This is a genomic window from Oryzihumus leptocrescens (assembly GCF_006716205.1).
Taxonomy (GTDB): Bacteria; Actinomycetota; Actinomycetes; order Actinomycetales; family Dermatophilaceae; genus Oryzihumus; species Oryzihumus leptocrescens.
On record NZ_VFOQ01000001.1, the window covers coordinates 1024481 to 1049496 of the forward strand.

The following is a 25016-nucleotide window of genomic DNA, read 5'->3' on the forward strand; positions in this document are numbered from 1 at the left end:
CGGTCGGCGGGATCTGATTAACCCGGCTGGGCGTCAGGCAGATAGCCTGACGCCCATGCCCGAGTTCATCTACACCATGACCAAGGCGCGCAAGGCGCACGGCGACAAGGTCATCCTCGACGACGTCAGCATGTCGTTCTACCCCGGCGCCAAGATCGGCGTCGTCGGCCCCAACGGAGCCGGCAAGTCCACGATCCTCAAGATCATGGCCGGTCTCGACCAGCCCTCCAACGGTGAGGCGCGGCTGACCCCGGGCTACAGCGTCGGCATCCTGCTCCAGGAGCCCCCGCTCAACGAGGACAAGACCGTCCTCGGCAACGTGGAGGAGGGCGTGGGTGAGATCAAGGCCCAGCTCGACCGCTACAACGAGATCTCTGCGCTCATGGCCGAGCCGGACGCCGACTTCGACGCGCTGATGGAGGAGATGGGCAAGCTCCAGACGGCGATCGACGCGGCCGACGCCTGGGACCTCGACTCCCAGCTCGAGCAGGCGATGGACGCGCTGCGCTGCCCGCCGCCGGACGCCGACGTGACCGTCCTGTCCGGTGGTGAGCGCCGCCGGGTCGCGCTGTGCAAGCTGCTGCTGAGCAAGCCCGACCTGCTGCTGCTCGACGAGCCCACCAACCACCTCGACGCCGAGAGCGTGCAGTGGCTCGAGCAGCACCTGGCCTCCTACCCGGGCGCGGTGCTGGCCGTCACCCACGACCGGTACTTCCTCGACAACGTCGCCCAGTGGATCGCCGAGGTCGACCGCGGTCACCTCTACCCCTACGAGGGCAACTACTCGACCTACCTGGAGAAGAAGCAGGAGCGGCTGCAGGTCCAGGGCAAGAAGGACGCCAAGCTGGCCAAGCGCCTCAAGGACGAGCTGGAGTGGGTCCGCTCCAACGCCAAGGCCCGCCAGACCAAGTCCAAGTCACGTCTGGCCCGTTACGAGGAGATGGCCGCCGAGGCCGAGCGCACCCGCAAGCTCGACTTCGAGGAGATCCAGATCCCGCCGGGCCCGCGCCTGGGCAGCGTCGTCATCGAGGTCGACCACCTGCGCAAGGGCTTCGAGGACCGGGTCCTCATCAACGACCTGAGCTTCACGCTCCCGCGCAACGGCATCGTCGGTGTCATCGGCCCCAACGGCGTCGGCAAGACGACCCTGTTCAAGACCATCGTCGGCTTCGAGGAGCCCGACGACGGCACGGTCAAGGTCGGCGAGACGGTCAAGATCTCCTACGTCGACCAGAACCGCTCCGGCCTGGACCCCAAGCGCAACGTCTGGGAGACGGTCTCCGACGGCCTGGACTACATCCAGGTCGGCAACGTCGAGATCCCGTCCCGCGCCTACGTGTCCAGCTTCGGCTTCAAGGGCCCGGACCAGCAGAAGCCGACCGGCGTGCTCTCCGGTGGTGAGCGCAACCGGCTCAACCTGGCCCTGACCCTCAAGCTCGGTGGCAACCTGCTCCTGCTCGACGAGCCCACCAACGACCTCGACGTCGAGACGCTGGGCTCGCTGGAGAACGCCCTGCTCGACTTCCCCGGCTGTGCCGTGGTCATCAGCCACGACCGGTGGTTCCTCGACCGCGTGGTGACGCACATCCTCGCCTACGAGGGCACCGAGGAGGACCCGAGCTCCTGGTTCTGGTTCGAGGGCAACTTCGAGTCCTACGAGAAGAACAAGGTCGAGCGGCTCGGCGCCGACGCAGCCCGCCCGCACCGCGTCACCTACCGCAAGCTGACCCGCGACTGAGCCACACGGCATACCACGGACACGACGGAGCCCGCGTCCCCCTCGAGGGGGCGCGGGCTCCGTCGTCTCAGGGGCGGACGAGCCGCTGGGCCAGCTCCCCGTATGCCGTGCCGATGGCCTCGGGGGTGCGCCGGGTCCCCGGCTCGTACCAGCGGGCCACGTCGATGCACATCGACAGCAGGGCCAGGGTGGTCCCGGGGACGTCGGGCACCTCGAAGTCGCCGGCGCGGACGCCGGCTGCCAGCACCTGGCGCACGACGGCGTCGATCTGCTTGCGTTGGGCCCGCACCTGGTCTCGGTGCTCGGGGGACAGGTGGGGGAACTCGTACTGCACGATCCGGGCGGTGCGGAAGTGCTCGGCGTGCCAGCGCGCGAAGTCCGAGACGATCGCCGCGACCTGGTCGCGGGGAGACGCGGCCCGCTCCCGGGCCGCCTGCACCAGCTCCAGCGCCGCGGTGTGGCCCTGGTGGCTCAGCTGGAAGAGCAGGTCCTCCTTGCTGGCGAAGTGCACGTAGACGCCTGCCGGGCTCAGGCCGGCGCGGGCCGCGATGTCCCGGGTGGTCGTGGCGTGGAACCCCTTGTCCGCGAAGGCGTCGGCCGCGGCGTCGATGAGCCGCTGCACGGTCTCCGGGGCCCTGCGGGCCGTCCCGCCCGCCGTGTCGCCGGTGGTCGACGTGGCGTTCGTCATGGTTGACAGCATGGCCCACCTGTCGAAGACTAAGCAAGCGCTTAGTTACTCGGAGGTAGCCCATGCCCCGCAACGTGTACGGCCCCGACCACGAGGCCTTCCGTGCGTCCGTCCGCGAGTTCGTCGAGCGGAGCCTGAAGCCCCGCGCAGAGGACTTCATCACGGCCAAGTCGATCGACCGTGCCGTCTGGCTCGAGGCCGGCAAGCAGGGCCTGCTGGGCCTGGACATCCCCGAGGAGTACGGCGGCGCCGGCGCCGACGACTTCCTGTTCAACGCGGTGGCCGCGGAGGAGTTCTCGAAGTTCAACGCCGCAGTGTCCTCGTGCTTCGGCATCCACGCCGACGTGTGCCCGCCCTACATCGTCGACCTCGGCACCGAGGAGCAGAAGCAGCGCTGGCTGCCCCGCATGGCTGCCGGCGAGCTGATCTGCGGCATCGCCATGACCGAGCCCTCCGGCGGCTCCGACCTCGCGGCGCTGAAGACCACGGCGGTGCGCGACGGTGACGACTGGATCGTCAACGGCTCCAAGACGTTCATCACCAACGGCTACCAGGGCGACCTCATCATCGTCGCGGCCCGCACCGACCCGTCCAAGGGTGCCAAGGGCATCACCCTGTTCATGCTCGAGACCGGCATGGAGGGCTTCACCCGCGGCCGCAAGCTCGACAAGGTCGGCCAGGAGGAGTCCGACACCGCCGAGCTGTTCTTCGACAACGTGCGCGTGCCCGACGCCAACCGCATCGGTGAGGAGGGCCGCGGCTTCATCGCGATGATGGAGCGCCTGCCCCAGGAGCGGGTCGGCGCCGCGGTGTCCAACACCGCCCACGCGTTCCAGATCCTCGCCGAGACGATCGAGTACGTGAAGGAGCGCAAGGCCTTCGGCCAGCCGGTCGGCACGTTCCAGCACAACAAGTTCAAGATCGCCGAGATGCAGACCAAGCTCGAGGTCACCCAGGCCTACGTCGACGACTGCGTCGTGGCGCACGCGAAGGGCGAGCTCACCGCCGTCGACGCGGCCAAGGCCAAGTGGTGGTCGGCGCAGGTGCAGAACGACGTGCTCGACGAGTGCGTGCAGCTCTACGGCGGCTACGGCTTCATGAACGAGTACCGCGTCGCCCGCGCCTGGCGGGACGCTCGCGTGACCAAGATCTGGGCCGGCTCCAACGAGATCATGAAGGAGCTCATCGGCCGCGACCTCGGCCTCTGAGCCGGCCGCCGAGCCACCTTCTGCGCCACCCCGCACCCGAGGAGGAGCCCCCGTGGGCCTGCACGACCACACCGTCGCCATCGTCACCGGAGCCAGCCGCGGCATCGGGTTCGGCATCGCCGAGCGCCTCGTCGCCGAGGGGGCCAGGGTGGTCCTCACCGGCCGCAAGCCCGAGGCGCTCGACGAGGCGGTCGAGCGCCTCGGCGGGGTCGAGCATGCGCTCGGCGTCGCCGGCCACGCCGACGACGCCGACCACCAGGACCAGGTCATCGCCACCGCCCGCGAGGTCTTCGGCCGGCTCGACCTGCTCGTCAACAACACCGGCATCAACCCGGCCTACGGGCCGATGATCGACACCGGCGTCGACACCGCCCGCAAGATCCTCGAGGTCAACGTGCTCAGCGCGTTCGAGTGGACCCGCAAGGCCGTGGGCAGCGGACTCGGCCAGGTCGACGACCGCGGCCGCCCGACCGGCGCCGTGGTCAACGTCGCCTCGATCGCCGGGCTCGGCGCCACCGGGATGCTCGGCTGGTATGCCGTGTCCAAGGCCGCCCTGATCCACCTCACCACCGAGCTCGGGCACCAGCTCGGTCCCGAGGTGCGCGTCAACGCCGTCGCCCCGGCCGTGGTCAAGACGCAGTTCGCCGAGGCGCTCTACGCCGGGCGTGAGGAGAAGGTGGCTGCGGCCTACCCGCTCAAGCGGCTCGGCGTGCCCGAGGACGTCGCCGGGGCCGTGTCGTTCCTGCTCTCCCGCGACGCCTCGTGGATCACCGGCCAGACCCTGGTCATCGACGGCGGCGTCACGCTGGGCGGCGCCCTGTGACCCGGTTCGACGGCCAGGTCGTCGTCGTCACCGGCGGCGGTCGCGGCATCGGTGAGGCCTATGCCCGGCGGTTCGCCGGTCTGGGGGCCACCGTGGTCGTCAACGACCTCGACGCCGGAGCCGCCGACGAGGTCGCGCGCGCGGTCGGCGGGCTCGCCGTCCCCGGCGACGCCAGCACCGAGGCCGGGGTCGAGGTGCTCCTCAGCGCGGCGCGCTCGCTCGCCGGTCCGGTCGACGTGTTCTGCGCCAACGCCGGCGTCGCCCGCGGCGGCCTCGAGGACGTGGACGAGAGGGCGTGGGAGACCTCCTGGCAGGTCAACGTCATGGCGCACGTGCGTGCCGCCAGAGCGTTGGTGCCCTCCTGGGTGACCCGAGGCCGCGGCACGTTCGTCTCGACCGTGTCCGCCGCCGGGCTGCTGTCCATCCCCGGGGCCGCGCCCTACGCGGTGACCAAGCACGCGGCATACGCGTTCGCGGAGTGGCTGTCGATGACCTACGGGGACAAGGGGATCGGCGTGCACGCGGTCTGCCCGCAAGGGGTGCGCACGCGCATGCTGGAGGACTCCGGGGACGCGGGCAGGGCGCTCATGGAGGCCTCGGCCGTCGAGCCCACTGCCGTCGCCGACGCCCTCCTGGCGGCGATCGAGGAGGGCCGGTTCCTCGTCCTGCCGCACCCCGAGGTGGGCCCGATGTATGCCGGCCGCGCCGCCGACCCGGACCGCTGGCTGGAGGGCATGCGCCGGCTGGCGTCCTCGTTGCCGGGGGCGACGATGGGGGAGCGGTCCTGATGCGGGCGTGGCAGGTCGGTCGGCTCGGCGAGCCGGCTGACGTGATGACGCTGGCCGAGGTCTCCGAGCCGGTGGTGCAGCCCGGTCATGTCCTGGTCGACGTGGCGGCCACCGCACTGAACTTCCCGGACGTGCTCATGGCGCGCGGGGAGTACCAGGTACGCCCGCCGCTGCCGTTCGTTCCCGGGGTCGAGGTCTGCGGCCGGGTGGTCGAGGTCGGCGAGGGCGTGACCGGAGTTGCCGTGGGCGACCGGGTCGTCGGCACGTCGGCGCCGCCGGCCGGTGGCCTCGCCGAGCGCGCGCTCATGCCCGCGGCGGCGGTGTTCCCGGCGCCGGAGCCCCTCGACGACGCCAAGGCGGCCGCACTGACGATCGGCTACCAGACGGCATACGTCGGGCTGGTGCGCCGGGCGGGCCTGCGGGCGGGGGAGACCCTGCTCGTCCACGCGGCCTCCGGCGGCGTCGGGTCGGCGGCCGTGCAGGTCGGCAAGGCGCTCGGTGCCCGCGTGATCGCGGTGGTCGGCGGCGCCGAGAAGGCCGCTGCCGCAACCGATCTGGGCGCCGACGTGGTCATCGACCGCACCGCCGTCGACCTCGTGCCGGCGCTGAAGGAGGCCGCGGGGCGCGGCGGGGTCGACGTGGTCTTCGACCCGGTCGGCGGGTCGGCCTACGAGGCGTCGACCAAAGTGGTGGCGTTCGAGGGGCGCATCGTGGTGGTCGGCTTCGCCGGGGGCACCATCCCGGCGCCGGCGCTCAACCACGCGCTGGTCAAGAACTACTCGATCGCCGGCCTTCACTGGGGGCTCTACCTCCAGCGCGACCACGCGGTGGCCGAGGAGGCGCACCGGCAGCTGAGCGCCTGGGCGGCCGAGGGCCGGATCGCCCCGCTGGTGTCCGAGCGTCTGCCGTTCGAGCAGGCGGTGGACGGGCTGACCCGGCTGGGGCAGGGGCGCACGACCGGCCGCGTCGTCGTCCTCGCCCCACGCTGAGCCCCACCGAACGCACCACATCCGTCGTTTCCGCCACGAATCCGGGTGCAGACGACGGATGTGGTGCGTCCGGATGCGCGACCGGACACGCGTCAGCCCGCGTCTCGGCGCTGAAACGGCCTCGAGACGCGGGCTGAGCGGTGTCCGGTCGGAGGAGCGTCAGTCCTGGGGGCCGCCGGCGACGTAGATGACCTGGCCGGAGACGAAGCCGGCCTCCTCGGAGGTGAGGAACGAGATCGTCGCCGCGATGTCCTGCGGCTCGCCCACCCGGCCGACCGGGATCTGCGCCGACGCCCCGGCGATGAAGTCCTCGAAGGAGACCTTCATCCGATCGGCCGTCGCACGCGTCATGTCGGTGGCGATGAAGCCCGGGGCGACCGCGTTGGCGGTGACGCCGAAGCGGCCCAGCTCGATGGCCAGGGTCTTGGTGAAGCCCTGCAGGCCGGCCTTGGCGGCGGAGTAGTTGACCTGGCCGCGGTTGCCCTGCGCCGAGGTGGAGGACAGGTTGACGATGCGGCCGTACTTCTCGGCCGTCATGTGCGCCTGGACCGCCTTGGTCATGAGGAAGGCACCGCGCAGGTGCACCGAGATCACGGCGTCCCAGTCCTCGACCGTCATCTTGAAGATGAGGTTGTCGCGGATGATGCCGGCGTTGTTGACGAGGATGGTCGGCGCCCCGAGCTCGGATGCCACCCGTGCGACCGCCGCCTCGACCTGCTCGGGCTGGCTGACGTCCACGCCCACCGCGATCGCCCGGCCCCTGGCCTCGGTGATCGCCGAGACGGTCTGGGCGCAGGCGGCCTCGTCGAGGTCGAGGACGGCCACGGCGTGACCGTCGGCGGCCAGCCGGATCGCGGTGGCCGCGCCGATGCCGCGGGCCGCGCCCGTCACGATGGCGGTGCGCTGCGGGGTGGTGCTCACAGGGTGCCTCCTGGGCGGTGGGTGGTGAATCGTGTTGGCAGCAAAGACTTCTCAGCCGAGCGCCTGGCGTCCGGTGTCGACGAGCGGGGCGACGACAGCGCCGATCCGCTCGAAGCCGGGACCGACGGTCTGGCCGTGCGCGTAGCGGTAGTGGATGCCCTCGCAGATGACGGCGAGCTTGAAGTAGCCGAGTGCGGTGTACCAGGGCAGGGGAGTGACGTCGAGGCCGGTGCGCGCGGCATACCGCTCGACGATCTCCTCCATCGGGGGGAAGCCGTTGTGCGGGCCCATCCCGTCGGAGACGACGCCGGCGACGCCGCGGGTCGGCAGGGCGTAGACCGGCAACAGCCCGAGGTCGCAGAGGGGGTCGCCGAGCGTGGCCATCTCCCAGTCGAGCACGGCGCGGATGCGCTGGTCCGGGCCGACGATGGCGTTGTCGAGGCGGTAGTCGCCGTGCACGATCGTGGCCCGCTGGCTGGCGGGGACTCGGGCGGCCAGGTCGCGGGCCAGCTCCTCGACCCCGGGTATGTCGCGTGACCGGGACCGCGCCAGCTGCTGGCCCCAGCGCCGCACCTGTCGCTCGAGGAAGCCCTCGGGGTGGCCGAAGTCCTTCAACCCCAACGCCTCCGGGTCCAGGGCATGCAGGTCGGCGAGCGTGTCGATGAGCTGGTGGGCGAGCGCGGCCCGGTCCTCGCGGGAGCGTCCGACCAGGTCGGCGTCGGCGCGCAGCACCTCGCCCTCGACGAGCTCCATGACGTAGAACGGCGCGCCGACGACGTCGGTGTCCTCGCACAGGGCGACCATGTGCGGCACCGGGACGGCGGTGTCGCGCAGGGCGGACATCACGCGGTACTCGCGGGTCATGTCGTGGGCGGTGGCCAGCACGTGCCCCAGCGGCGGACGGCGCACGACCCAGGCCCGGCTGCCGTCGGTGACGCGGTAGGTCAGGTTGGACTTGCCGCCGGCGATGAGGTCGGCGCCCAGCGTCAGCGAGCCGTCCGACGGGCCGACGACAGGCGCCATGAAGCGCGCCAGCGCCTCGAGGTCCAGCCCATCCACCATGCGCCCGACCCTACTGAGCGCTTGCTTAGTCGGGAACCCCGGCGGGCGTGACCATGGTCATGGGCTCAGCCCTTGCGGCCCTCCACCCAGCCGGAGCCGGCCGACTCCTTGATCCGCAGCATGCCCTCCTGGGCGACCGTCGCCAGGAGCACGCCGTCGGCGCTGAACATGCGGCCGGTGGCCAGGCCGCGCCCGCCGGAGGCCGAGGGGGAGTCCTGGGTGTAGAGGGTCCACTCGTCGGCGCGCGCCGGGCGGTGGAACCACATGGCGTGGTCCAGGCTGGCCGGGCGCAGGCGCGGGTCGGCCCAGGCGATGCCGTGCTTGCGCAGCACCGGCTCGAGCAGCGAGTAGTCGGAGCAGTAGGCCAGCACCGCGGCGTGCAGCAGCGGGTCGTCGGGCATCCGCGACATCGCCTTGAGCCACACGCTCTGCCGGGCCGCGTGCTGGCGCCCGGGGTGGACGTAGATCGCGCCCTCGACGTGGCGCAGGTCGATGGCCCGGCGCGTCGACCAGAACAGCGCCGCCGGGTGGTCGATGTCGGCGAGCTCCTGGGCGGCCGTCGGGAGCATCTCGGGGTCGGGGGAGGCCGGCATCGGCTCCTGGTGGTCCAGGCCGTCCGCCTCGGTCTGGAACGAGGTGATCATCGACAGGATCGGCTTGCCGTACTGGATCGCGTGCACCCGCCGCGCGGAGAAGGAGGCGCCGTCGCGCAGCCGTTCCACGGCGAAGCGGATCGGGTGGCTGGAGTCGCCGGCGCGCAGGAAGTAGCCGTGCAGGGAGTGGATGTGCCGGGGCGCTCCCTCGATGTCGGCGACGGTGCGCCCGGCGGCGATGATCGACTGCGCCAGCACCTGCCCGCCGAACACCCGGCCGTGCGGCTGCGGCTGGCTGCGCCCGACGAACACGTCGGCCTCGGACTCCCCGAGGTCGGACTCGGCGTCGTCGGGGGCGTCGACGCTGATGTGCGCCAGTCCCGCGGGCTGGAGGTCGAGGACGTCGAGGAGGTCCTCGAAGGGGTCGGCGAGCGAGCCGTCGTCAAGCGTCGTGGTCACAGCGAGACGATATCCGGCGCCTGCCATGATGGGTCGCATGCCTGCCCGTCCGTACCACGTCGACGTGCCCCTCCGCTGGTCCGACATGGACGCCTACGGCCACGTCAACAACGTCCAGTTCCTGCGGCTGCTCGAGGACGCGCGCGTCATCGGCTTCCAGGAGTGGTTCGGGCAGGACCGCTCGATGCTCAACGAGGGCGTGCTCGTCGCCCGGCACGAGATCGAGTACCTCGCGCCGCTGGAGTTCCGCCACGCCCCGATCGCCGTGGACATGTGGGCCACCAAGGTCTCCGGCGCCAGCTTCGACCTCGCCTACGAGGTGCGCGACCCCGAGGGCCACGGCACCAGCCTGTATGCGCGGGCCGAGACGACGCTGGTCGCCTACAACTTCTCGACCGCCTCGCCGCGGCGGCTGCGTCCGGACGAGCGCGAGAAGCTGCGCTCGGTCTCCGGCGAGCCCGTGCCGTTCCGCTGGCGTGCCAAGGGGTCCCGCGCGTGAGCACGCTCCGCTTCCCCGACGCCGAGGCGCTGGCCGACCTGGGCACCTTCGTCGCCCGCGCCCGGTCGCTCGACGCCGACGGGGCGATCCGCCTGCAGGCCCAGGGCCTCGCATTGGCGGCCTACGTCGGGGTGCTGCCCGGGCGGGGTCTGATGGCCGAGGGTGCGGTCCTGGGGATGCGGGTCATGCCGCTGGCCGAGCCGGCCGAGCTCGACACCACGGTCCCGCTGGCGGGGATCACCGACCGGCTGGCCCGCACCGGCACCGCCGACGCGCGGAGCCTGGACGTGCCGCCCACCACCGTCAGCGCCGGCTGGGCCGCCGTGGCCCCGCCGCGCCAGGGCTGGGAGCGGGTGGGTGAGCTCCCCACCGCGGCGCTCAAAGCCGTTGCCACGCAAGGCATCGAGGAGATCGCCCACGGTGCGCCGACCGGCTCGGGCGGTCACGCCGTGACCTCCCTGCGCGAGCGGGTGTGGAGCCGGATGGCCGAGACCGTCCCGCCGGTGCCCGCGGGGGCGGCGTTCGCGGCATACGCACTGGGTTTCCTCGGCGGAGGTGACGCCGCGGTGTTCATGCACGGTCGGTGGACCCGGGTGTCGACGTCGGCGGGTCACGTCCTGCTGCGGTGACCGCCGAGCACGACGAGGGCGGCGACCGCGGCCATCCCCGACCAGATCAGCACGAACACGCGGGTGTCCTGGCCGTTCGCGTGGTGCAGCGCGGCGAACACCGCGCCGGACGTGGCGATGCCGAGCACGCTGCCGAGGGCATCGGCGAGCTGCAGCGCCGAGGAGGCCCGGCCGCGCTCGGCCTCGGAGGCCAGCTGCAGGGACAGCACCGAGGTGGTCGACATGGCCAGTCCCATGCCGAGCCCGGCGAGGACCTGGCAGACCCCGACCAGCACGGATGGCAGGCCGGCGGCGGCCACGACGGCTATGCCCGCGATCCCGAGCGTCAGCGACGTGCCGCCGGCCATGACCAGGCCGGTGCGCCGGCGCAGGAACGCGTCGCGGCCCTGCACCCACGACCCGAACGACCAGCCCAGCGCGCCGATGGTGAGCACGATGCCGGCCTCGGTGGCCTTGAGGTGACGTTGTGAGACCAGCATCAGCGGCACGAACGCCAGGCTGCCGTTGAACGCCGCGGTGAGCAGGAACCGGCTGAGCACCACCGACGGCAGCCCGCGGGCCATGCGCAGGGTGCCGCGGGGGAGCAGCCGCGGGGCGGTGGCGCCGAGGACGACCACGCCCAGGGCCGTCAACGCGATCGGCCAGGCCTGCGGCGGGACCAGGGCCTGCGAGCCCCACTGCAGCGCGGCGGCGGCGGTCGCCACGCCGAGCCCGAGCCAGGCGGTGCGCCGGTGGGCGGCCCGCTCGTCGGCCGCGACGTCCCGCCGGTCGCACTCGTCGGCGAGACGGGAGCGCTGCGAGAGCACGGCGAGCAGGGTCAGCGCGACGGCGGGGACGACGACGAGGAAGACCCAGCGCCACGACAGCTGGGTCGCCAGCCAGCCCGCGACCGGCGGGCCGACGAGCGCCGGCAGCACCCACGCCGCCGACACCCACGTGAACACCTTGGGCCGCAACGCATCGGGGTAGGCCCGGCCGATCACGACGTAGAGCGCGACCACCACCAGGCCACCGCCGAGGCCGGCGACGAACCGGCCGGCCAGCAGCGTGGGGAAGCTCGTCGCCAGGCCGGCCACCGCGGACCCACCGGCCAGCAGCACCTGTCCGGCGATGAGGCCGGGCAGCGGCCCGCGCCGGTCGCTCCACACCCCCGCCAGGACGATGCCGAGCAGCTGCGCGGTGAGCATCACCGAGAAGGCCAGGCTGTAGGAGCGCACCGCGTCGAGCTCGCGCGCCACCACCGGCATCGCCGTGGAGATCGCCATCGCCTCGAACGCGACGGTGGTCACCAGGGCCACGATGGCCAGCGTCACCAGCCGGTATGCCGGCGCCATGGGTCCGCGCGCCGGCGCCGGGGCGGTGGTGGCCGGGCTCAGGTCAGGCGTCGTGGCAGTCATGTCGTCCATGGCACGACATCAAGTGCGCTTGAGGTCAAGGCGACGGGCATGACTCACGCTAGCCCGGCCCACCGACACGTGGCTCCGGCTTTTCTCTGCCTCGCGCGGACCACTGTGCCCCGTCCGGACGCACCAAATCCGTCGAATCACGCCCGGGGCGGGGCCGAGACGACGGATTCGGTGCGTTCGGTCAGGCGGTGGTGCGGGTCAGAGGCGGGCCCAGACCGTGGTGTCGGTGCCCACCGTGCCGTCCTGCGCCAGCGGAGCGCTGGACAGCAGCACCGAGGCGCCCTCGGGCAGGGCCACGCCCGCGGTGCCGAGGTTGGTCACCACGAGGGTGCGCTCCCCGGCCGCGTCGACGACGAACGCCACGACGTCCTCGCCGTAGCCCTCGACCCACGTGAACGAGCCCACGCCGAGCGCCCGCTCACGACGGGTGGCGAGCAGCGCGCGGTACAGCTCGAGGGTGGAACCCTCGACGCCCTCCTGCTGGTCCACGGCATACCGGCCGTAGACCGCGGGCTGGGGCAGCCAGGTGTCCGCGGACGGGCCGAAGCCGAACGCGGGGCGGTCGGCCTCCCACGGCAGCGGCACGCGGCAGCCGTCACGGCCGCGCTCCATGCGCCCGGAGCGTTCCCAGGCCGGGTCCTGGCGGTACTCGTCGGGCATGTCGGTGGAGTCGGGCAGGCCGAGCTCCTCACCCTGGTAGAGGTAGGCCGAGCCGGGCAGCGCCAGCATGATCGCGGTCGCGGCGCGGGCGCGGCGCAGACCCAGCTCGACGTCGGGCTGCGGGTCGCCGATGCCGATGCCGTTGGGGCGCTTGCTGCCCACCGGCAGGCCCAGCCGCGAGGCGTGACGGACGACGTCGTGGTTGGACAGCACCCACGTCGACGGCGCGCCGACCGAGTCCGCCGCCTCGAACGAGGACGTGATGACCGTCCGCAGGTCGGCGGCGACCCACTGCGTGGTGAGGAAGTCGAAGTTGAACGCCTGGTGCATCTCGTCGTCGCGCACGTAGCGCACGGCCCGCTCCTGCGGGTGGACCCACGCCTCGGCGCACAGGATGCGGTCGCGGTTGCGGTCGACCGTGTCGCCCTCGACCGGGTTGTAGGCGTCGAGGATCCGGCGCCAGCGCTGGTAGATCTCGTGGACGCGGTCCTGGTCCCACATCGGGGGCCGGCGCTCGTCGTGCTCCTCGTCGGCGCCGCCGAGCATCTCCTGGGACTCCTCCCAGTCGGGCAGGCCCTCCTCCTTGATCAGGCCGTGTGCCACGTCGACCCGGAAGCCGTCCACGCCGCGGTCGAGCCAGAAGCGCAGGATGTCCTCGAACTCGGCGCGGACCTCAGGGTGCTCCCAGTTGAAGTCGGGCTGCTTGGGGTCGAACAGGTGCAGGTACCACTGGCCGGGGGTGCCGTCGGCGTCGACGGTGCGGGTCCAGGCCGGGCCGCCAAAAACGCTGCGCCAGTCGTTGGGCGGCAGCTCGCCGGACTCGCCCTGGCCGTCGCGGAACATGTAGCGCTCGCGCTCAGGGCTGCCCGGGCCGGCGGCCAGCGCGGCGCGGAACCACGCGTGCTCGTCGGAGGAGTGGTTGGGCACGAGGTCGACGATGACCTTCAGCCCGAGCTCGTGCGCGCGGGCCAGCATGGCGTCGGCGTCGGCCAGGGTGCCGAAGAGCGGGTCGATGTCGCGGTAGTCGGCCACGTCGTAGCCCGCGTCGGCCTGGGGCGAGGTGTAGAAGGGCGAGAGCCAGATGGCGTCCACGCCGAGCTCACGCAGGTAGGGCAGCCGCGCGGTGATGCCGGGCAGGTCACCGATGCCGTCGCCGTTGGCGTCGGCCCAGGACCGCGGGTAGATCTGGTAGATCACCGCGTGACGCCACCACGGGGAGTCCGCAGCGCTGCCGGCGTGCGTCGGGTGGGCGGCCGGGGTCACGTCGGTCGCGGGGACGACGGTCGGGTCGAGTGTGGGGGAGGCAGTCACGGTGGGCCATCCTCCACCAGCCGGTGCCGTCGGCCAAAGCCGACCCGCAAGTTCTTGCAGTGTGAGCAAGAACTTGCAGGCCACCGGTATGCCGGGCGGTCGCCACGGCGGTCGCCCCTGCGCGTTCGTGACCCGGCGCTTTGCAGGTTTCTGCAAACGAGTGGCCACGGGGCGGGGCGCTGACGCAGCATCGTCACGCAGCACGCTCGCCCGGTCTCGGGGGGAGGCCAGCGGGAGGCGCGCGGTCGGGCACTGGCGGAGGGGCCAGTGCCCGACCGGCCTGCTGTCGGGCCTCGCGCGCTCCGCCGAGCGCTCAGGGGCTGACCAGCCTCATGCCCGCCTGGTAGCGGCTGCGCGCCTCCACCGCTTCCATGAGCGTCCGCACCTCCGAGGCCACGGTCCTGAGCGAGACCCCCAGGGCCCGCGCCATCGCGCCGTCGGTGAGCCCGTCGACCAGGCCCTGGGCGATCCGGCGCTGACGCTCGCTGAGGAACACCGCTGAGGGGGGAAGCTGCGCCGACGCAGCCTCGGTGCTCCGCCACAGGCTGCGCGCTGCCTCCACCGTGGCCGGGTCCCAGACCAGCCACCCGGACCTGCTCCCGGTGGTCATCCGGGGACCGTCGACGACGATGCGGTCCTCGTCCACCAGGAGCATCTGCAGCAGCACCGGTGCCACCCGGATCTGTCGGCGCAGCAGGACCTCCGGTGCGGCGATGGGCCGTTGGACGGCACCCTCGTCGACGATGGTGCGCAGGTCGAGCCCCCGGCGCCGGCTGCACTCGTCCGCCTCCGTGTGCAGGGTCCGGGGGTCGCCGGGCTGGGGGGCGAGGGCCCACACCGAGCGTTGCGTCTCCGCCTGGAGCTGCTCGAAGGTGGCGCGCACCTCCTCCCCGGTGGATCCGAGCAGCCTCGCCCCGCCGGACCCGGGGTCGGCCGTCACGGCTGACACGGCGGCCGCGACGCACCGGGTCAGGTGCGCCGACTGCTCGGCGATCTCCGGCCACGATCCGCTGAGGGTCATCCCGGCACCGTACCGGCGGTCACCGGCCGAACAGGCGCATCGCGGTCTGGTAGCGGGTGCTCGACCCGGTGGCGTGCATCAGCTGCCGCACCTCCGAGGCGACGGTCCGCACGGAGACACCGATCTGCCTGGCGATGGCGGCGTCGGTGTGCCCGTGCAGCAGCAGGTTGGCGATCGCGCGCTGGCGCTCGGTCAGCTGGACGACGTGTTCGGGGAGCGGCGCGGCGTGGCTCAGCGTCGACTCCCACAGCGCCAGGGCGGCCTGGACCACCTCGGGCTCGGGGAGCAGCCAGCAGGACGTGCCGTGCGTGTCCAGCCGGGGGCCCTCCAGGATCACGGCTCGCTGGTCGACCAGGATCACGTGCAGGAAGACCGGGGCGACGAGCACCCGGTCGAGGTGCTCCCGGGAGCCAGCAACCGGGCCGCCCTGTACTGCTGCCAGGTCGAGCACCATCCTCATGTCGAGGCCGCGTGCGCGGCTTCGCTCCGTGGCAGCGGCCTGGAGCGCGCGAGGGTCCGCAGGATCGGGGCTGAGTGCCCACACCGAATGGGAGGCGTGGCGTTCGACGAACGGGAGCCGCTCCCGTGCCTCGTCGCCGTTGCGCCCCAGAAGCTGAAGCTCCTCCAGGCTGATCTCGTCCGGGGGGATCGCCTGCATGGAGCCGTGGACCGAGGCGCCGATCGCCCGGCTGGCGCTCTGGCGCAGCCGGGCGGTGGCCTCGACGATGGCGGCCCATTCGTGCGGCACCTTCAGGCCGTCCATCACGGCTGGTGCAGCCGCATCGCTGCCTGGTAGCGGCTGCTCGCCCCCACCGCGTTCATGAGGAACCGGACCTCGGCCGCGACGGTGCGGGTGGACACCCGGAGCCGGCGCGCGATCGCCGCGTCGGTCTCCCCGTCGATCAGCCCGCAGGCCACCGCACGCTGACGGTCCGTCATCACCAGGGCCTCCGCCGGCAGCGGCGCCGAGCGCGCCCAGGTCTCGTGCCACAGCGCGCAGGCGGCGGCGGTGATGCCCGGCTCGTCCAGCAGCCAGCCCGAGGCGCCGGCGTAGGGGCGCAGGACCGGGCCCTCGACCACCACCAGGCGTTCGTCGACCAGCATCATCTGGACGTGGACCGGTGCCAGGCGCACCCGGTCGCGCGAGGCCTGGTCGGTGGCCGCGATGGGCCGGCCGAGTGCCACCAGGTCGAGCACCTGGCGCAGGTCGATGCCGCGGGCGCGGCTGTGCTTGTTGAGGTCGACGGCGAGGCTGCGCGGGTCGGCCGACCCCGGCGACAGCTTCCAGGCGGAGCGCCGGGTCAGCGCCTCCAGCGGCGCCAGGTTCTGCCGGACGGCGGTGCTGTCCTCTCCCAGGAGCCTGGCCACCCCGGTCTCGGTCCGTCCGGTGAGCGCCTGCCCGATCACGCGCGCCGTGCGCGAGGACAGCTCCCCGGTGAGCTCGGTGATCGCCGCCCAGTCGCCCGCGGCGTCGCGTCCGGGTGTCGGTGCCGCGCCCGACCCGGCCAGGTCGGTGCCGGCGGTGCCTGCGGTGTCTGCCCCCTGCGGCTCCACCTCAGTCCTCCAGGCTGTTGACCAGCGAGTGCGCGGCGCGGTCGAGGTAGTCCCGCAGGATGAGCTCGTCCGCGGGAGCCAGCTGCAACGTGTCCACGGCCGCCATCATGTGCTTCAGCCACCGGTCCCGCTGGGCGGGCGTGACCTTGAAGGGGTGGTGCCGCATGCGCAGCCGGGGGTGGCCACGCTCCTGGGAGTAGGTCGTCGGGCCGCCCCAGTACTGCTCGAGGAACAGCCGCAGGCGCTCCTCGGCCGGCGCGAGGTCCTCCTCCGGGTAGAGCGCTCGCAGCTCGGGGTCGGCGGCCACGCCGACGTAGAACTCGTGCACCAGCCTGGAGAACGTCTCGTGGCCACCCACCTGGTCGTAGAACGTCGTCACGCGAGGCATTGTCTCAGCAGCCGCGGACTCACTCCTGCGGCGCCACCACCACCTGCCAGTTCGGGCCGGTGAAGCCCTCGGGCGTCAGCACGACGTGCATCGGTGTGCCCTTGGCCAGCGGCGCGACGGCGGCCGTGCCGCGCGGGTCCAGTGGCGACGTGAGTCCGCTGTAGGCCCACGTCGTGAACTCGTGGAAGCCGTCCACCGGCGGGTTGGGGCTGTCGTTGGGGAACGGGTCCTGGACCACGACTCCGTTGACGGTCACCTTCATCCGGCCGGGGCCGTGCACGCTGATGTCGAGGTCGAGGTTGGGTGAGTAGGGGACGGTGAACGCCGTCGCGGTGTTGGCCTCTGCCGTCGTCCGCGGCCGGCGCAGGACCACCGCGCCCTTGGGGGTGTTGGCCACGAAGTCGCCGAGCACGTCGACCTCGGCGGGCTTGGAAGGTTTGGGGAACTGTGCAAACGGCACGCTCTCGTAGATCGCGATGCTGATCGTCGCGTGGGCGAACGAGGGCCCCGATCCCGGGCTGAACTCCCTGCGGTTCACGAACACGTCGAGGTCGACGGGGGTGTGGGTGCCTTCGGCCTTCCCGAGCACGGAGTCGTTCATGGCCACGTCCGCGCTGGGAAGGCAGTGGATCTGGGCCGGCGTGCGGCTCGGTCCGGTCACCTTGGCGATCTTGCGTTGGTCGAAGTCCTCGATGCTGTCCGGCTTGCACAGGATCCGGGCGGTCAGCTCCCGTCCAGGGGTGGTGGACACGTCGATGGTCCCGTTGAGCTGATCCAGGGCCGGAGCAGTGACCACCAGCAGGCGCTTGCCCCCGTCGCTGTATGCCGGGAAGGCGCCGCCCGTGGCATCCACCCGGAACGGGCCGGTGTGGGCCGGTTCCGAGCTCTTGCGGCCGGCGTGGGTGCCGGCGAGCACCCCACCCGCCAGGACCAGCACCGCGGCCGCCCCGGCGAGGACGGCGCGACGCCGGCGAGCCGCCTGCACCCGGGCGGTGGCGCCGGCGACGAGGGCGTCGGGGGAGGGCGCCGGTGACGCGACGGCCTCGTCCTGCAGGACGTGGCGCAGGTCGTCCAGGGTCGGGTTCATCGGGTCCACCCCTTCCACGAGGCGTCGACGGGTGCGGCCGGCTCGCGCAGCGGGTCCGACACCCGCAGCGCCGCCAGGGCCTTGGCGGTCTGGGACTTCACCGTGCCGACCGTGATGCCGAGGGTCTCGGCGGTCTGGGCCTCGGTGAGGTCGTGGAAGAAGCGCAGCACGACGACCGCGCGCTGCCGGGGTGGCAGGGTCGCCAGGGCGGAGACCAGGGACGCGCGCAGCGTCACCTGGTCGTCGTGCCCGGCGCCGGCGGGCTCCGGCAGGTCAGCGGTGGGGACCTCACCCCGCCAGCGCCGGCGCCAGCCTGAGGCGAACTCGTTGACGATGATCCGGCGGACGTAGGCCTCGCGGTCACCCTCGATGCGTCCCCAGGCCCGCCACGCCTTGGCCAGGGCCGTCTGGACGAGGTCCTCGGCGGAGGCGTGCTGGCGGGTGAGCAGCACCGCCGTACGGTGCAGGGCCGGGCCGCGGGCGACGACGAAGTCGACGAACCCCTCCGGTGGTGATCCCCTCATGCCCCTGCGACCCCCTGGACCTCGACAAAGGTTGCCCCGCCGGGCGGGGACGTCCCGAGTGTGGACCAGCACGACGCCGGCGGCGCGGGAACACGAGGTTTCCGGGCCGCCGTTGCAGGTTCCTGCAGAAGCTCTCAGCTGCGCAGGGCGCCCGCGCCGTAGGGCGGCAGCACCTGCGGCGCGCGGACCCCGGCCCGGTCGAGGGTGGCCTTGACCCGCTCGCGCAGCTCGCGCGATACGGGGACGTTCTCGTTCGCGGCGCACCGGGCGACGATCCGGACGGTCACCACGCCACCGGTCATCGACTCGACGCCGACGACCTCGGGCTCGTCGAGCACGCGTCGACCCCAGGCCTCGTCCTCGGTCAGCCCGTGGACGGCCTCGCGGATCAGCGGGAGGACCTTGTCGAGGTCCTCGTCGTAGGGGACCGGGACGTCCACCAGGGCCGTGGACCAGCCCTGCGAGCGGTTGCCGACCCGGATGATCTCGCCGTTGCGGACGTACCAGATGACCCCGTTGAAGTCGCGCACCCGCGTGATGCGCAGGGTGACGTCCTCGACCTCGCCGACCACCTCGCCGGTGTCGACGATGTCACCGACGCCGTACTGGTCCTCGGCGATCATGAAGATGCCGGTGATGAAGTCCTTGACCAGGCTCTGCGCGCCGAAGGCGAGGGCCACGCCGGTGACGCCGGCCGACGTCAGCAGACCCTGGATCGGCATGTCGATCTCCTGCATCACCGTCAGCAGGGTGACGACGAAGATCAGCACGGTGGCGACGCTGCGCAGCAGCGTGCCGAGCGTGGCGATGCGCTGGCGCTGGCGCTCGCGCACGACCCCGGTGGCGTGCGCGAGGACCTTGACCTTCCGCCGCGGGACCGCGTCGTCCGGACGGGGGGACGTCTTCACGGCGCCGCTGCGCAGCAGCCGCGCGATGAAGCGGTGGACCAGCCATCGCGCGACGAGGCCGGCGAGGATCGTGACCAGCACCTTCAGTGGTGTGCCGGAGAGCCATTCCCAGAAGCCCTTCCACGTCAGGGAGTCGAGCTGCTTGAGGATTTCGTTCGCCAACACCATGGCCCCATCCTTGCGAAGTGAACCGCGAGTGCCGAATCGCCACTCGTGAAAGAGTGGTGGCCCCGCGACACATCTCACAGGAAGGGGACCCGTGAGCACTCCCGCACCGTCGCCAGAGCTGAGCGAGCTGGCGCGCGCCCACGGCGTCGCCACCGAGTACTGGGACTGGCAGGGCAACCACGTGGTCGTCAGCGAGTCGACCATCGTCACGGTCCTGGCCGCGCTGGGCGTCGACGCCTCGACCGCGGACCGCGCCCGGGCGGCGCTCGAGGCGGCGGAGCTGCGGTCCTGGCGGCAGGTGCTGCCGCCGGTCGTGGTGTGCCGGCAGGGGTGGACGCCGTGGGTGCCGGTCCACCTCGACGACGGGGCGTCGGTCCAGGTCTGGGTCACCCTCGAGGGCGGCGCCCGGCGGGAGGTCCGCCAGGTCGACCGCTGGGTCGAGTCGCGGCAGGTCGACGGCCGGGCCGTGGGGGAGGCGACGTTCGAGCTGCCCGGTGACCTGCCGCTGGGCTGGCACACGCTGCACGCCCGCCTCGGGAGCGGCACCGTCAGCACGCCGCTGGTCGTCACCCCGGCCCGGCTCACGCTGCCCCCGGCGCTCGCGGAGGACCACCGCGCCTGGGGCCTGATGACCCAGCTCTACTCCGTGCGGTCCCGGCGGTCCTGGGGCGTGGGTGACCTCGCCGACCTCGGCGACATGGCGGCATGGGCCGCGGCCGACCTGGGCGCCGACTTCGTGCTGGTCAACCCGCTGCACGCGGCCGAGCCGGTGCCCCCGATGGAGCCCTCGCCCTACCTGCCCACGACCCGCCGGTTCGTCAACCCGATCTACGTCCGCGTCGAGGACATCCCCGAGGTCGCCTACATGTCGGCGGCGGAGCGGCAGTTCCTGGAGTGGCACGGCGACGACGCCCGGGCGCTCAACGAGTCCGACACCATCGACCGGGACGCCGCCTGGGGGCACAAGCTGGTCGCGCTGCGACACGTCTTCCACCAGCCCCGCTCGGCCCGGCGGGAGCGGGCCTTCGCGGCCTTCTGCGAGCGCGAGGGCCAGGGGCTGGTCGACTTCGCCACCTGGTGCGCCCTGGCCGACAAGCTCGGCCTGCCGTGGACCCGGTGGCCCGAGGAGCTGCACGACCCGCGCGGCGAGGCCGTGGCCCGTATGTACCACGACATCGCCGAGGACGTGCAGTTCCACTGCTGGCTGCAGTGGGTCGTCGACCAGCAGCTCGACCAGGTGCAGCACGACGCGCGCGAGGCCGGCATGGGCCTGGGCGTGGTCCACGACCTGGCCGTGGGCGTCCACCCCGAAGGCGCAGACGCGTGGGGTCTGGCCGACGCCCTCGCCCGGGACGTGACCGTCGGCGCGCCGCCCGACCAGTACAACCAGATGGGCCAGGACTGGAGCCAGCCGCCATGGCGCCCGGACCGGCTCGAGGAGCTGGGCTACGCGCCCTACCGCGACATGCTGCGCACCGTGCTGCGGCACGCGGGCGGCATCCGCGTCGACCACGTGATCGGGCTGTTCCGGCTGTGGTGGGTCCCGGCCGGCAAGGCCCCCAGCGAGGGCACCTACGTGCGCTACGACCACGAGGCGCTGGTGGGCATCCTCGCGCTGGAGGCCCACCGGGCCGGGGCGCTGGTCGTGGGGGAGGACCTCGGCGTCGTCGAGCCCTGGGCCCGGGACTACCTCAAGGAGCGCGGCATCCTCGGCACCTCGATCCTGTGGTTCGAGAAGGACGAGGGCGGGGCGCCGCTGCCCGCCGAGCGCTACCGCGAGCTGTGCCTGGCCACCGTCACCACGCACGACCTGCCCCCGACCGCCGGCTACCTCGCCGGGGAGCACATCGACCTGCGCGAGAGACTGGGCCTGCTCACCCGGCCGCTGGAGGAGGAGCGGGCCGCCGACGAGGCCGCCCGCGCGGAGGTGCTGGAGGTCCTGCGCGAGCGCGGCCTGCTGCGCGAGGGGGGCAGCCCGCACGAGGTCATCGAGGCGCTGCACCGGTTCCTGTCGTGGACACCCGCGCGGCTGCTCGGGGTCGCCGTGCCGGACATGACCGGAGACCGCCGCGCGATGAACCAGCCCGGCACCGACGAGGAGTACCCCAACTGGCGGCTCCCGCTGGCCGACGGCAACGGCAAGCCGGTGCTGCTGGAGGACCTCATGGCCTCCCGCTGGGCCCGGCGCCTGGCCCGCTGCGTCGCCCAGCGCTGAGGCCCGCACCGACAGCAGGAGGGGCGGGGACCCACGTCGGTCCCCGCCCCTCCTGTCGTATGCCGGGTGGCTCAGGCGCGCGCGTCGCGCTCCTGGGCGCGCAGCGCCCGCGCGATCGCGTCGCGGTTCTCCGCCACGAGACGGCGCAGCGCCGGCGCCGCGTCGGCGTGGGCGTCGAGCCAGGCCTGGGTGGCGTCGTGCAGCTCGGCGTTGGCGAGGGCGTGCGGGTAGAACACCTCGATGATCGACTCGGCGATCGCGTGGGTGCGCGAGCCCCAGACGTCGAGCAGCATCGCGTGGTACTGCTCCACGAACGGCGCGAGCACCGCCGGGTCGTGGGCCTTGGCGAAGCCGAGGCCGACCGACTCGACCATCTGGTTGGGCAGGCCGTCCTCGAGGACCGCCTTGCGCCACGCGTCGGCCTTGAGCTCGGCGCGGGGGATGGAGGCCAGGGCCTTGGCCGCCCGCTCCCGGCCGGTGGCCGTGTTGTCGCGCGTGCGCTCGGCCTCGACCTCGGCCTCGGTGGCCGCGTCGGCCGCCGCCAGCGAGGTGAGCAGGGTCCAGCGCATCTCGGTGTCGACGGCGAGGCCGGCGATGCTCGCGGTGCCCTCGTACAGGCCGCGCACGAACGCCACGTCCGCCTCGTCCCGCGCGAACGACGCGTAGGCCGTGGCGAGCTGGAGCTGGGCGTCGCTGCCCGGCTCGGCCGCCTCGAGGAGGCTGCGCAGGCGGTTGACCACCGCGGCGGCGACCTCCGCGCGGTGCTGCGGCGCGACGTACATGGTGGCGGTGGTCGTCATCTGCTGGAGCAGGACCCGCAGCAGCGTGGAGTCGGTCTCGCCGGGCAGGGCCGCCAGGACCATCTCGATGAAGTCGCGGCCGGACATCTCCGCATCACGGGTCATGTCCCACGCGGCGCCGAGCACCAGCGCGCGCGGCAGGCTGCTGGCGAAGCCACGCGGGTGGGCGATGGCGGTGGCCAGGGACCGCTCGTCGAGGCGGATCTTGGCGTAGGCCAGGTCGTCGTCGTTGACCAGCAGCAGGTCGGGCTGCTTCTGGCCGACGAGCATCGGCAGCTCGGTGAGCTCGCCGTCGACGTCCAGCTCGTGGCGGGCCACCCGGACCAGCTCCTCGCCCCGGACCTCGTAGAGGCCGACGGCCAGGCGGTGGGGGCGCAGCGTGGCGAAGTCGGCGGCGGCGCTCTGGCGGATGGCCGCGGCGGTGTAGACGCCGCCCTCGTCGACGGACACCTCGGGCGTCAGCGTGTTGACGCCCGCGGTCTCCAGCCACAGCTTGGACCAGGTGGACAGGTCGCGCCCGGAGGTCTGCTCCAGCTCGCCGAGCAGGTCGGCCAGCTGGGTGTTGCCCCAGGCGTGCTTGGCGAAGTAGCTGCGCAGCCCGGCCACGAACGGCTCACGCCCGACGTAGGCCACCAGCTGCTTGAGCACCGAGGCGCCCTTGGCGTAGGTGATGCCGTCGAAGTTGACCTCGACGTCGGCCAGGTCGCGGATGTCGGCGACGATCGGGTGGGTCGAGGAGAGCTGGTCCTGGCGGTAGGCCCACGCCTTCTCGGCGGTGCCGAACGTGGTCCAGGCGGTCTCCCACTGGGTCGCCTCGGCCTGGCAGGTGGTCGAGGCCCACTCGGCGAAGGACTCGTTGAGCCAGAGGTCGTCCCACCACTGCATCGTGACGAGGTTGCCGAACCACATGTGCGCCAGCTCGTGCAGGATCGTCAGCGCGCGGCGCTCGATGATCGCCTCGGTGACCTTGGCGCGGAAGACGTAGATCTCGTTGAACGTGACGGCGCCGGCGTTCTCCATCGCACCCATGTTGTACTCGGGCGTGAAGACCTGGTCGTACTTCTCGAACGGGTACTCGCAGTCGAACTCGTTCTCGAAGAACGCGAACCCGCGCTTGGTGCAGTCGAAGACGTTCTCGGCGTCCAGGTGCGGGGTCAGGGACTTGCGGCAGAACACGCCCATCGGGACGACGCCCTTGCGCGTCTGCACCTCGTCACGGACCACGTCGTAGGGGCCGGCGATCAGCGCGGTGATGTAGGAGGAGATGCGCGGCGTGGGGGAGAAGGCCCAGGTGGCCTTGGCGACGGCGGCGCCGGCCTCGTCCTGGAACTCCCCGGCCGGGGTCGGCTCCGGGGTGGGGGAGTTGGACACGACCTGCCAGTGCGCCGGGGCGGTGACCGTGAAGGCGTAGGTGGCCTTGAGGTCGGGCTGCTCGAACACGGCGTACATGCGGCGCGAGTCGGCGACCTCGAACTGGGTGTAGAGGTAGACCTCGTCGTCGACCGGGTCCACGAAGCGGTGCAGGCCCTCGCCGGTGTTCATGTAGACGCCCGTGGCGTCGATCGTCAGCTCGTTGCTGGCCTGCACGTTCGGGACGCGCACGCGCACGCCGTCGAAGTGGGTGGCCGGGTCGAGGGACTCGCCGTTGAGGGTGATCTCCTGGACCGAGGCCGCGATGAGGTCGATGAACGTCTCGGCGCCGGGGGTCGTGGCCTCGAAGGTCACGGTCGTGCGGGTGCGGAAGTTCGTCGGACCGGTGGTCAGGTCCAGGGCGACGTCGTAGGCCGCGACGGACAGCAGGGCTGCGCGGTCGCGCGCCTCGTCACGGGTGAGGTTCTTTCCGGGCACGGGTGTCTGCTCCTACGGGAAAGGGCTTGGGTCGGGTCATCCTCGCACGGGGGGTGCGCAAGGTCACCCGAATACGACAGGCGGGCCGCGGCTGGCAGGATGGCCCTCGTGACTGACGCGACACGCACCCAGGCCGAGATGTGGTTCGACCCGATCTGCCCGTGGGCGTGGATGACCTCACGCTGGCTGCTGGAGGTCGAGCAGGTCCGCGAGGTCGACGTGACCTGGTCGGTGATGAGCCTGGCCGTGCTCAACGAGGGCCGGGACCTGCCCGAGGCCTACCGCGAGATGATGGACCGCGCCTGGGGCCCGGTCCGCGTCATCATCGCGGCCGCCCGCGAGCACGGCGACAAGGTCATCAAGCCCCTGTACGACGCGATGGGCACCCGCATCCACCTCGGCGGCGAGAAGGACTACACCAAGGTCCTCGCCCCGGCGCTGGCCGAGGTCGGCCTGCCCGAGGACCTTGCCCGCTTCGCCACGCTGCCTGACGTCGACGAGGAGCTGCGGGCCAGCCACGAGCGGGGCATCGGCCTCGTCGGCGACGAGGTCGGCACCCCGGTCATCGCCGTCGACGGCGTGGCGTTCTTCGGTCCCGTCGTCTCCCCCGCCCCGAAGGGTGACGCGGCCGGCCGGCTCTGGGACGGTTGTCTCCTCGTCGCGGGCACGCCCGGCTTCTTCGAGCTCAAGCGCACCCGCACCGTCGGCCCCATCTTCGACTGACCGTCC

The 25016-nt window shown here is 72.5% G+C and carries 23 protein-coding genes; 9 read left to right on the forward strand and 14 right to left on the reverse strand.

Going from position 1 to position 25016, the window contains the following annotated elements:
• The first annotated feature begins 55 nt into the window (after positions 1-55).
• Positions 56-1738: an energy-dependent translational throttle protein EttA gene (gene ettA, locus FB474_RS04855; protein WP_141787616.1), complete on the forward strand. Its 1683-nt coding sequence runs from the start codon at positions 56-58 to the stop codon at positions 1736-1738.
• 67 nt (positions 1739-1805) lie between these two features.
• Here the strand turns inward: ettA and FB474_RS04860 are convergent, their stop codons facing one another.
• The gene (locus FB474_RS04860) at positions 1806-2426 is read right to left on the reverse strand and encodes a TetR-type transcription factor C-terminal domain-containing protein (RefSeq protein ID WP_141787617.1); all 621 of its coding nucleotides are present in this window, start codon (positions 2424-2426) and stop codon (positions 1806-1808) included.
• Positions 2427-2488: 62 nt separating this feature from the next.
• On the opposite strand from FB474_RS04860, the gene FB474_RS04865 reads away from it, so the two are divergent.
• The 4 genes from FB474_RS04865 to FB474_RS04880 are packed head-to-tail and all read left to right on the forward strand — an operon-like array spanning position 2489 to position 6234.
• Positions 2489-3634: an acyl-CoA dehydrogenase family protein gene (locus FB474_RS04865; protein WP_141787618.1), complete on the forward strand. Its 1146-nt coding sequence runs from the start codon at positions 2489-2491 to the stop codon at positions 3632-3634.
• Between the two features lie 52 nt (positions 3635-3686).
• The gene (locus FB474_RS04870; protein ID WP_141787619.1) at positions 3687-4457 is read left to right on the forward strand and encodes an SDR family oxidoreductase; all 771 of its coding nucleotides are present in this window, start codon (positions 3687-3689) and stop codon (positions 4455-4457) included.
• The gene (locus FB474_RS04875; protein WP_141787620.1) at positions 4454-5245 is read left to right on the forward strand and encodes an SDR family NAD(P)-dependent oxidoreductase; all 792 of its coding nucleotides are present in this window, start codon (positions 4454-4456) and stop codon (positions 5243-5245) included. The genes FB474_RS04870 and FB474_RS04875 overlap by 4 nt, the downstream gene beginning before the upstream one ends.
• The gene (locus FB474_RS04880; protein WP_141787621.1) at positions 5245-6234 is read left to right on the forward strand and encodes an NADPH:quinone oxidoreductase family protein; all 990 of its coding nucleotides are present in this window, start codon (positions 5245-5247) and stop codon (positions 6232-6234) included. Before FB474_RS04875 ends, FB474_RS04880 begins: the two co-directional genes overlap by 1 nt.
• Positions 6235-6393: 159 nt before the next feature.
• On the opposite strand, the gene fabG is transcribed toward FB474_RS04880, so the two are convergent.
• The 3 genes from fabG to FB474_RS04895 form a co-directional block, all read right to left on the reverse strand.
• Entirely contained in the window at positions 6394-7155 is a 762-nt protein-coding gene (gene fabG / locus FB474_RS04885) for a 3-oxoacyl-ACP reductase FabG (RefSeq protein WP_141787622.1), read from the reverse strand.
• Between the two features lie 51 nt (positions 7156-7206).
• Positions 7207-8217 (reverse strand): phosphotransferase family protein, encoded by a 1011-nt coding sequence (locus FB474_RS04890; RefSeq protein ID WP_141787623.1) that lies wholly within the window; start codon positions 8215-8217, stop codon positions 7207-7209.
• Positions 8218-8282: 65 nt separating this feature from the next.
• Entirely contained in the window at positions 8283-9296 is a 1014-nt protein-coding gene (locus FB474_RS04895) for an acyl-CoA thioesterase (RefSeq protein WP_141787624.1), read from the reverse strand.
• A gap of 10 nt (positions 9297-9306) precedes the next feature.
• Between FB474_RS04895 and FB474_RS04900 the strand changes: the two genes are divergently transcribed.
• Together FB474_RS04900 and FB474_RS04905 are read left to right on the forward strand one after the other, a co-directional pair.
• Positions 9307-9768: an acyl-CoA thioesterase gene (locus tag FB474_RS04900; RefSeq protein WP_141787625.1), complete on the forward strand. Its 462-nt coding sequence runs from the start codon at positions 9307-9309 to the stop codon at positions 9766-9768.
• Positions 9765-10397, forward strand: a complete 633-nt coding sequence (locus tag FB474_RS04905) for a DUF8185 domain-containing protein (protein ID WP_141787626.1) — start codon at positions 9765-9767, stop codon at positions 10395-10397. Before FB474_RS04900 ends, FB474_RS04905 begins: the two co-directional genes overlap by 4 nt.
• On the opposite strand, the gene FB474_RS04910 is transcribed toward FB474_RS04905, so the two are convergent.
• From FB474_RS04910 to FB474_RS04950, 9 genes are all read right to left on the reverse strand, one after another.
• Positions 10379-11794 carry an MFS transporter gene (locus FB474_RS04910; protein ID WP_185746043.1) on the reverse strand — a complete coding sequence of 472 codons (1416 nt, stop codon included), beginning with the start codon at positions 11792-11794 and terminating at the stop codon, positions 10379-10381. The genes FB474_RS04905 and FB474_RS04910 overlap by 19 nt on opposite strands.
• A 207-nt stretch (positions 11795-12001) precedes the next feature.
• Positions 12002-13726 carry a glycoside hydrolase family 13 protein gene (locus FB474_RS04915; RefSeq protein ID WP_141789813.1) on the reverse strand — a complete coding sequence of 575 codons (1725 nt, stop codon included), beginning with the start codon at positions 13724-13726 and terminating at the stop codon, positions 12002-12004.
• Between the two features lie 361 nt (positions 13727-14087).
• Positions 14088-14795 carry a helix-turn-helix transcriptional regulator gene (locus FB474_RS04920; protein WP_141787628.1) on the reverse strand — a complete coding sequence of 236 codons (708 nt, stop codon included), beginning with the start codon at positions 14793-14795 and terminating at the stop codon, positions 14088-14090.
• A gap of 19 nt (positions 14796-14814) precedes the next feature.
• Positions 14815-15558: a helix-turn-helix transcriptional regulator gene (locus FB474_RS04925; RefSeq protein ID WP_141787629.1), complete on the reverse strand. Its 744-nt coding sequence runs from the start codon at positions 15556-15558 to the stop codon at positions 14815-14817.
• Complete coding sequence (locus FB474_RS04930; protein WP_141787630.1) at positions 15558-16349, reverse strand: helix-turn-helix transcriptional regulator; 792 nt, start codon at positions 16347-16349, stop codon at positions 15558-15560. The genes FB474_RS04925 and FB474_RS04930 overlap by 1 nt, the downstream gene beginning before the upstream one ends.
• Before the next feature lies 1 nt (position 16350).
• A complete protein-coding gene (locus tag FB474_RS04935) occupies positions 16351-16737 on the reverse strand; it encodes a globin (protein ID WP_141787631.1) in 387 nt (128 codons plus the stop codon).
• A gap of 19 nt (positions 16738-16756) precedes the next feature.
• On the reverse strand, positions 16757-17824 hold the full coding sequence (locus FB474_RS04940; RefSeq protein ID WP_141787632.1) for a hypothetical protein: 1068 nt from the start codon (positions 17822-17824) through the stop codon (positions 16757-16759).
• Entirely contained in the window at positions 17821-18348 is a 528-nt protein-coding gene (locus FB474_RS04945) for a SigE family RNA polymerase sigma factor (RefSeq protein ID WP_141787633.1), read from the reverse strand. The genes FB474_RS04940 and FB474_RS04945 overlap by 4 nt, the downstream gene beginning before the upstream one ends.
• A gap of 134 nt (positions 18349-18482) precedes the next feature.
• Positions 18483-19424 carry a mechanosensitive ion channel family protein gene (locus FB474_RS04950; protein WP_141787634.1) on the reverse strand — a complete coding sequence of 314 codons (942 nt, stop codon included), beginning with the start codon at positions 19422-19424 and terminating at the stop codon, positions 18483-18485.
• A gap of 91 nt (positions 19425-19515) precedes the next feature.
• Between FB474_RS04950 and malQ the strand changes: the two genes are divergently transcribed.
• On the forward strand, positions 19516-21639 hold the full coding sequence (malQ, locus tag FB474_RS04955; protein ID WP_141787635.1) for a 4-alpha-glucanotransferase: 2124 nt from the start codon (positions 19516-19518) through the stop codon (positions 21637-21639).
• Positions 21640-21710: 71 nt separating this feature from the next.
• Here the strand turns inward: malQ and pepN are convergent, their stop codons facing one another.
• Positions 21711-24287: an aminopeptidase N gene (gene pepN, locus FB474_RS04960; protein WP_141787636.1), complete on the reverse strand. Its 2577-nt coding sequence runs from the start codon at positions 24285-24287 to the stop codon at positions 21711-21713.
• A gap of 99 nt (positions 24288-24386) precedes the next feature.
• On the opposite strand from pepN, the gene FB474_RS04965 reads away from it, so the two are divergent.
• Entirely contained in the window at positions 24387-25010 is a 624-nt protein-coding gene (locus tag FB474_RS04965) for a mycothiol-dependent nitroreductase Rv2466c family protein (protein WP_141787637.1), read from the forward strand.
• Positions 25011-25016: the final 6 nt, after the last annotated feature.

Excerpts from the sequence above, each read along its gene's own strand:
- ettA (WP_141787616.1), top strand. The coding sequence starts at position 56 with ATGCCCGAGTTCATCTACACCATGACCAAGGCGCGCAAGGCGCACGGC.
- FB474_RS04860 (WP_141787617.1), bottom strand. The coding sequence starts at position 2,426 with ATGACGAACGCCACGTCGACCACCGGCGACACGGCGGGCGGGACGGCC.
- FB474_RS04865 (WP_141787618.1), top strand. The coding sequence starts at position 2,489 with ATGCCCCGCAACGTGTACGGCCCCGACCACGAGGCCTTCCGTGCGTCC.
- FB474_RS04880 (WP_141787621.1), top strand. The coding sequence starts at position 5,245 with ATGCGGGCGTGGCAGGTCGGTCGGCTCGGCGAGCCGGCTGACGTGATG.
- FB474_RS04890 (WP_141787623.1), bottom strand. The coding sequence starts at position 8,217 with ATGGTGGATGGGCTGGACCTCGAGGCGCTGGCGCGCTTCATGGCGCCT.
- FB474_RS04895 (WP_141787624.1), bottom strand. The coding sequence starts at position 9,296 with ATGGCAGGCGCCGGATATCGTCTCGCTGTGACCACGACGCTTGACGAC.
- FB474_RS04900 (WP_141787625.1), top strand. The coding sequence starts at position 9,307 with ATGCCTGCCCGTCCGTACCACGTCGACGTGCCCCTCCGCTGGTCCGAC.
- FB474_RS04910 (WP_185746043.1), bottom strand. The coding sequence starts at position 11,794 with ATGACTGCCACGACGCCTGACCTGAGCCCGGCCACCACCGCCCCGGCG.
- FB474_RS04920 (WP_141787628.1), bottom strand. The coding sequence starts at position 14,795 with ATGACCCTCAGCGGATCGTGGCCGGAGATCGCCGAGCAGTCGGCGCAC.
- FB474_RS04925 (WP_141787629.1), bottom strand. The coding sequence starts at position 15,558 with ATGGACGGCCTGAAGGTGCCGCACGAATGGGCCGCCATCGTCGAGGCC.
- FB474_RS04935 (WP_141787631.1), bottom strand. The coding sequence starts at position 16,737 with ATGCCTCGCGTGACGACGTTCTACGACCAGGTGGGTGGCCACGAGACG.
- FB474_RS04940 (WP_141787632.1), bottom strand. The coding sequence starts at position 17,824 with ATGAACCCGACCCTGGACGACCTGCGCCACGTCCTGCAGGACGAGGCC.
- FB474_RS04945 (WP_141787633.1), bottom strand. The coding sequence starts at position 18,348 with ATGAGGGGATCACCACCGGAGGGGTTCGTCGACTTCGTCGTCGCCCGC.
- FB474_RS04950 (WP_141787634.1), bottom strand. The coding sequence starts at position 19,424 with ATGGTGTTGGCGAACGAAATCCTCAAGCAGCTCGACTCCCTGACGTGG.
- FB474_RS04965 (WP_141787637.1), top strand. The coding sequence starts at position 24,387 with ATGGCCCTCGTGACTGACGCGACACGCACCCAGGCCGAGATGTGGTTC.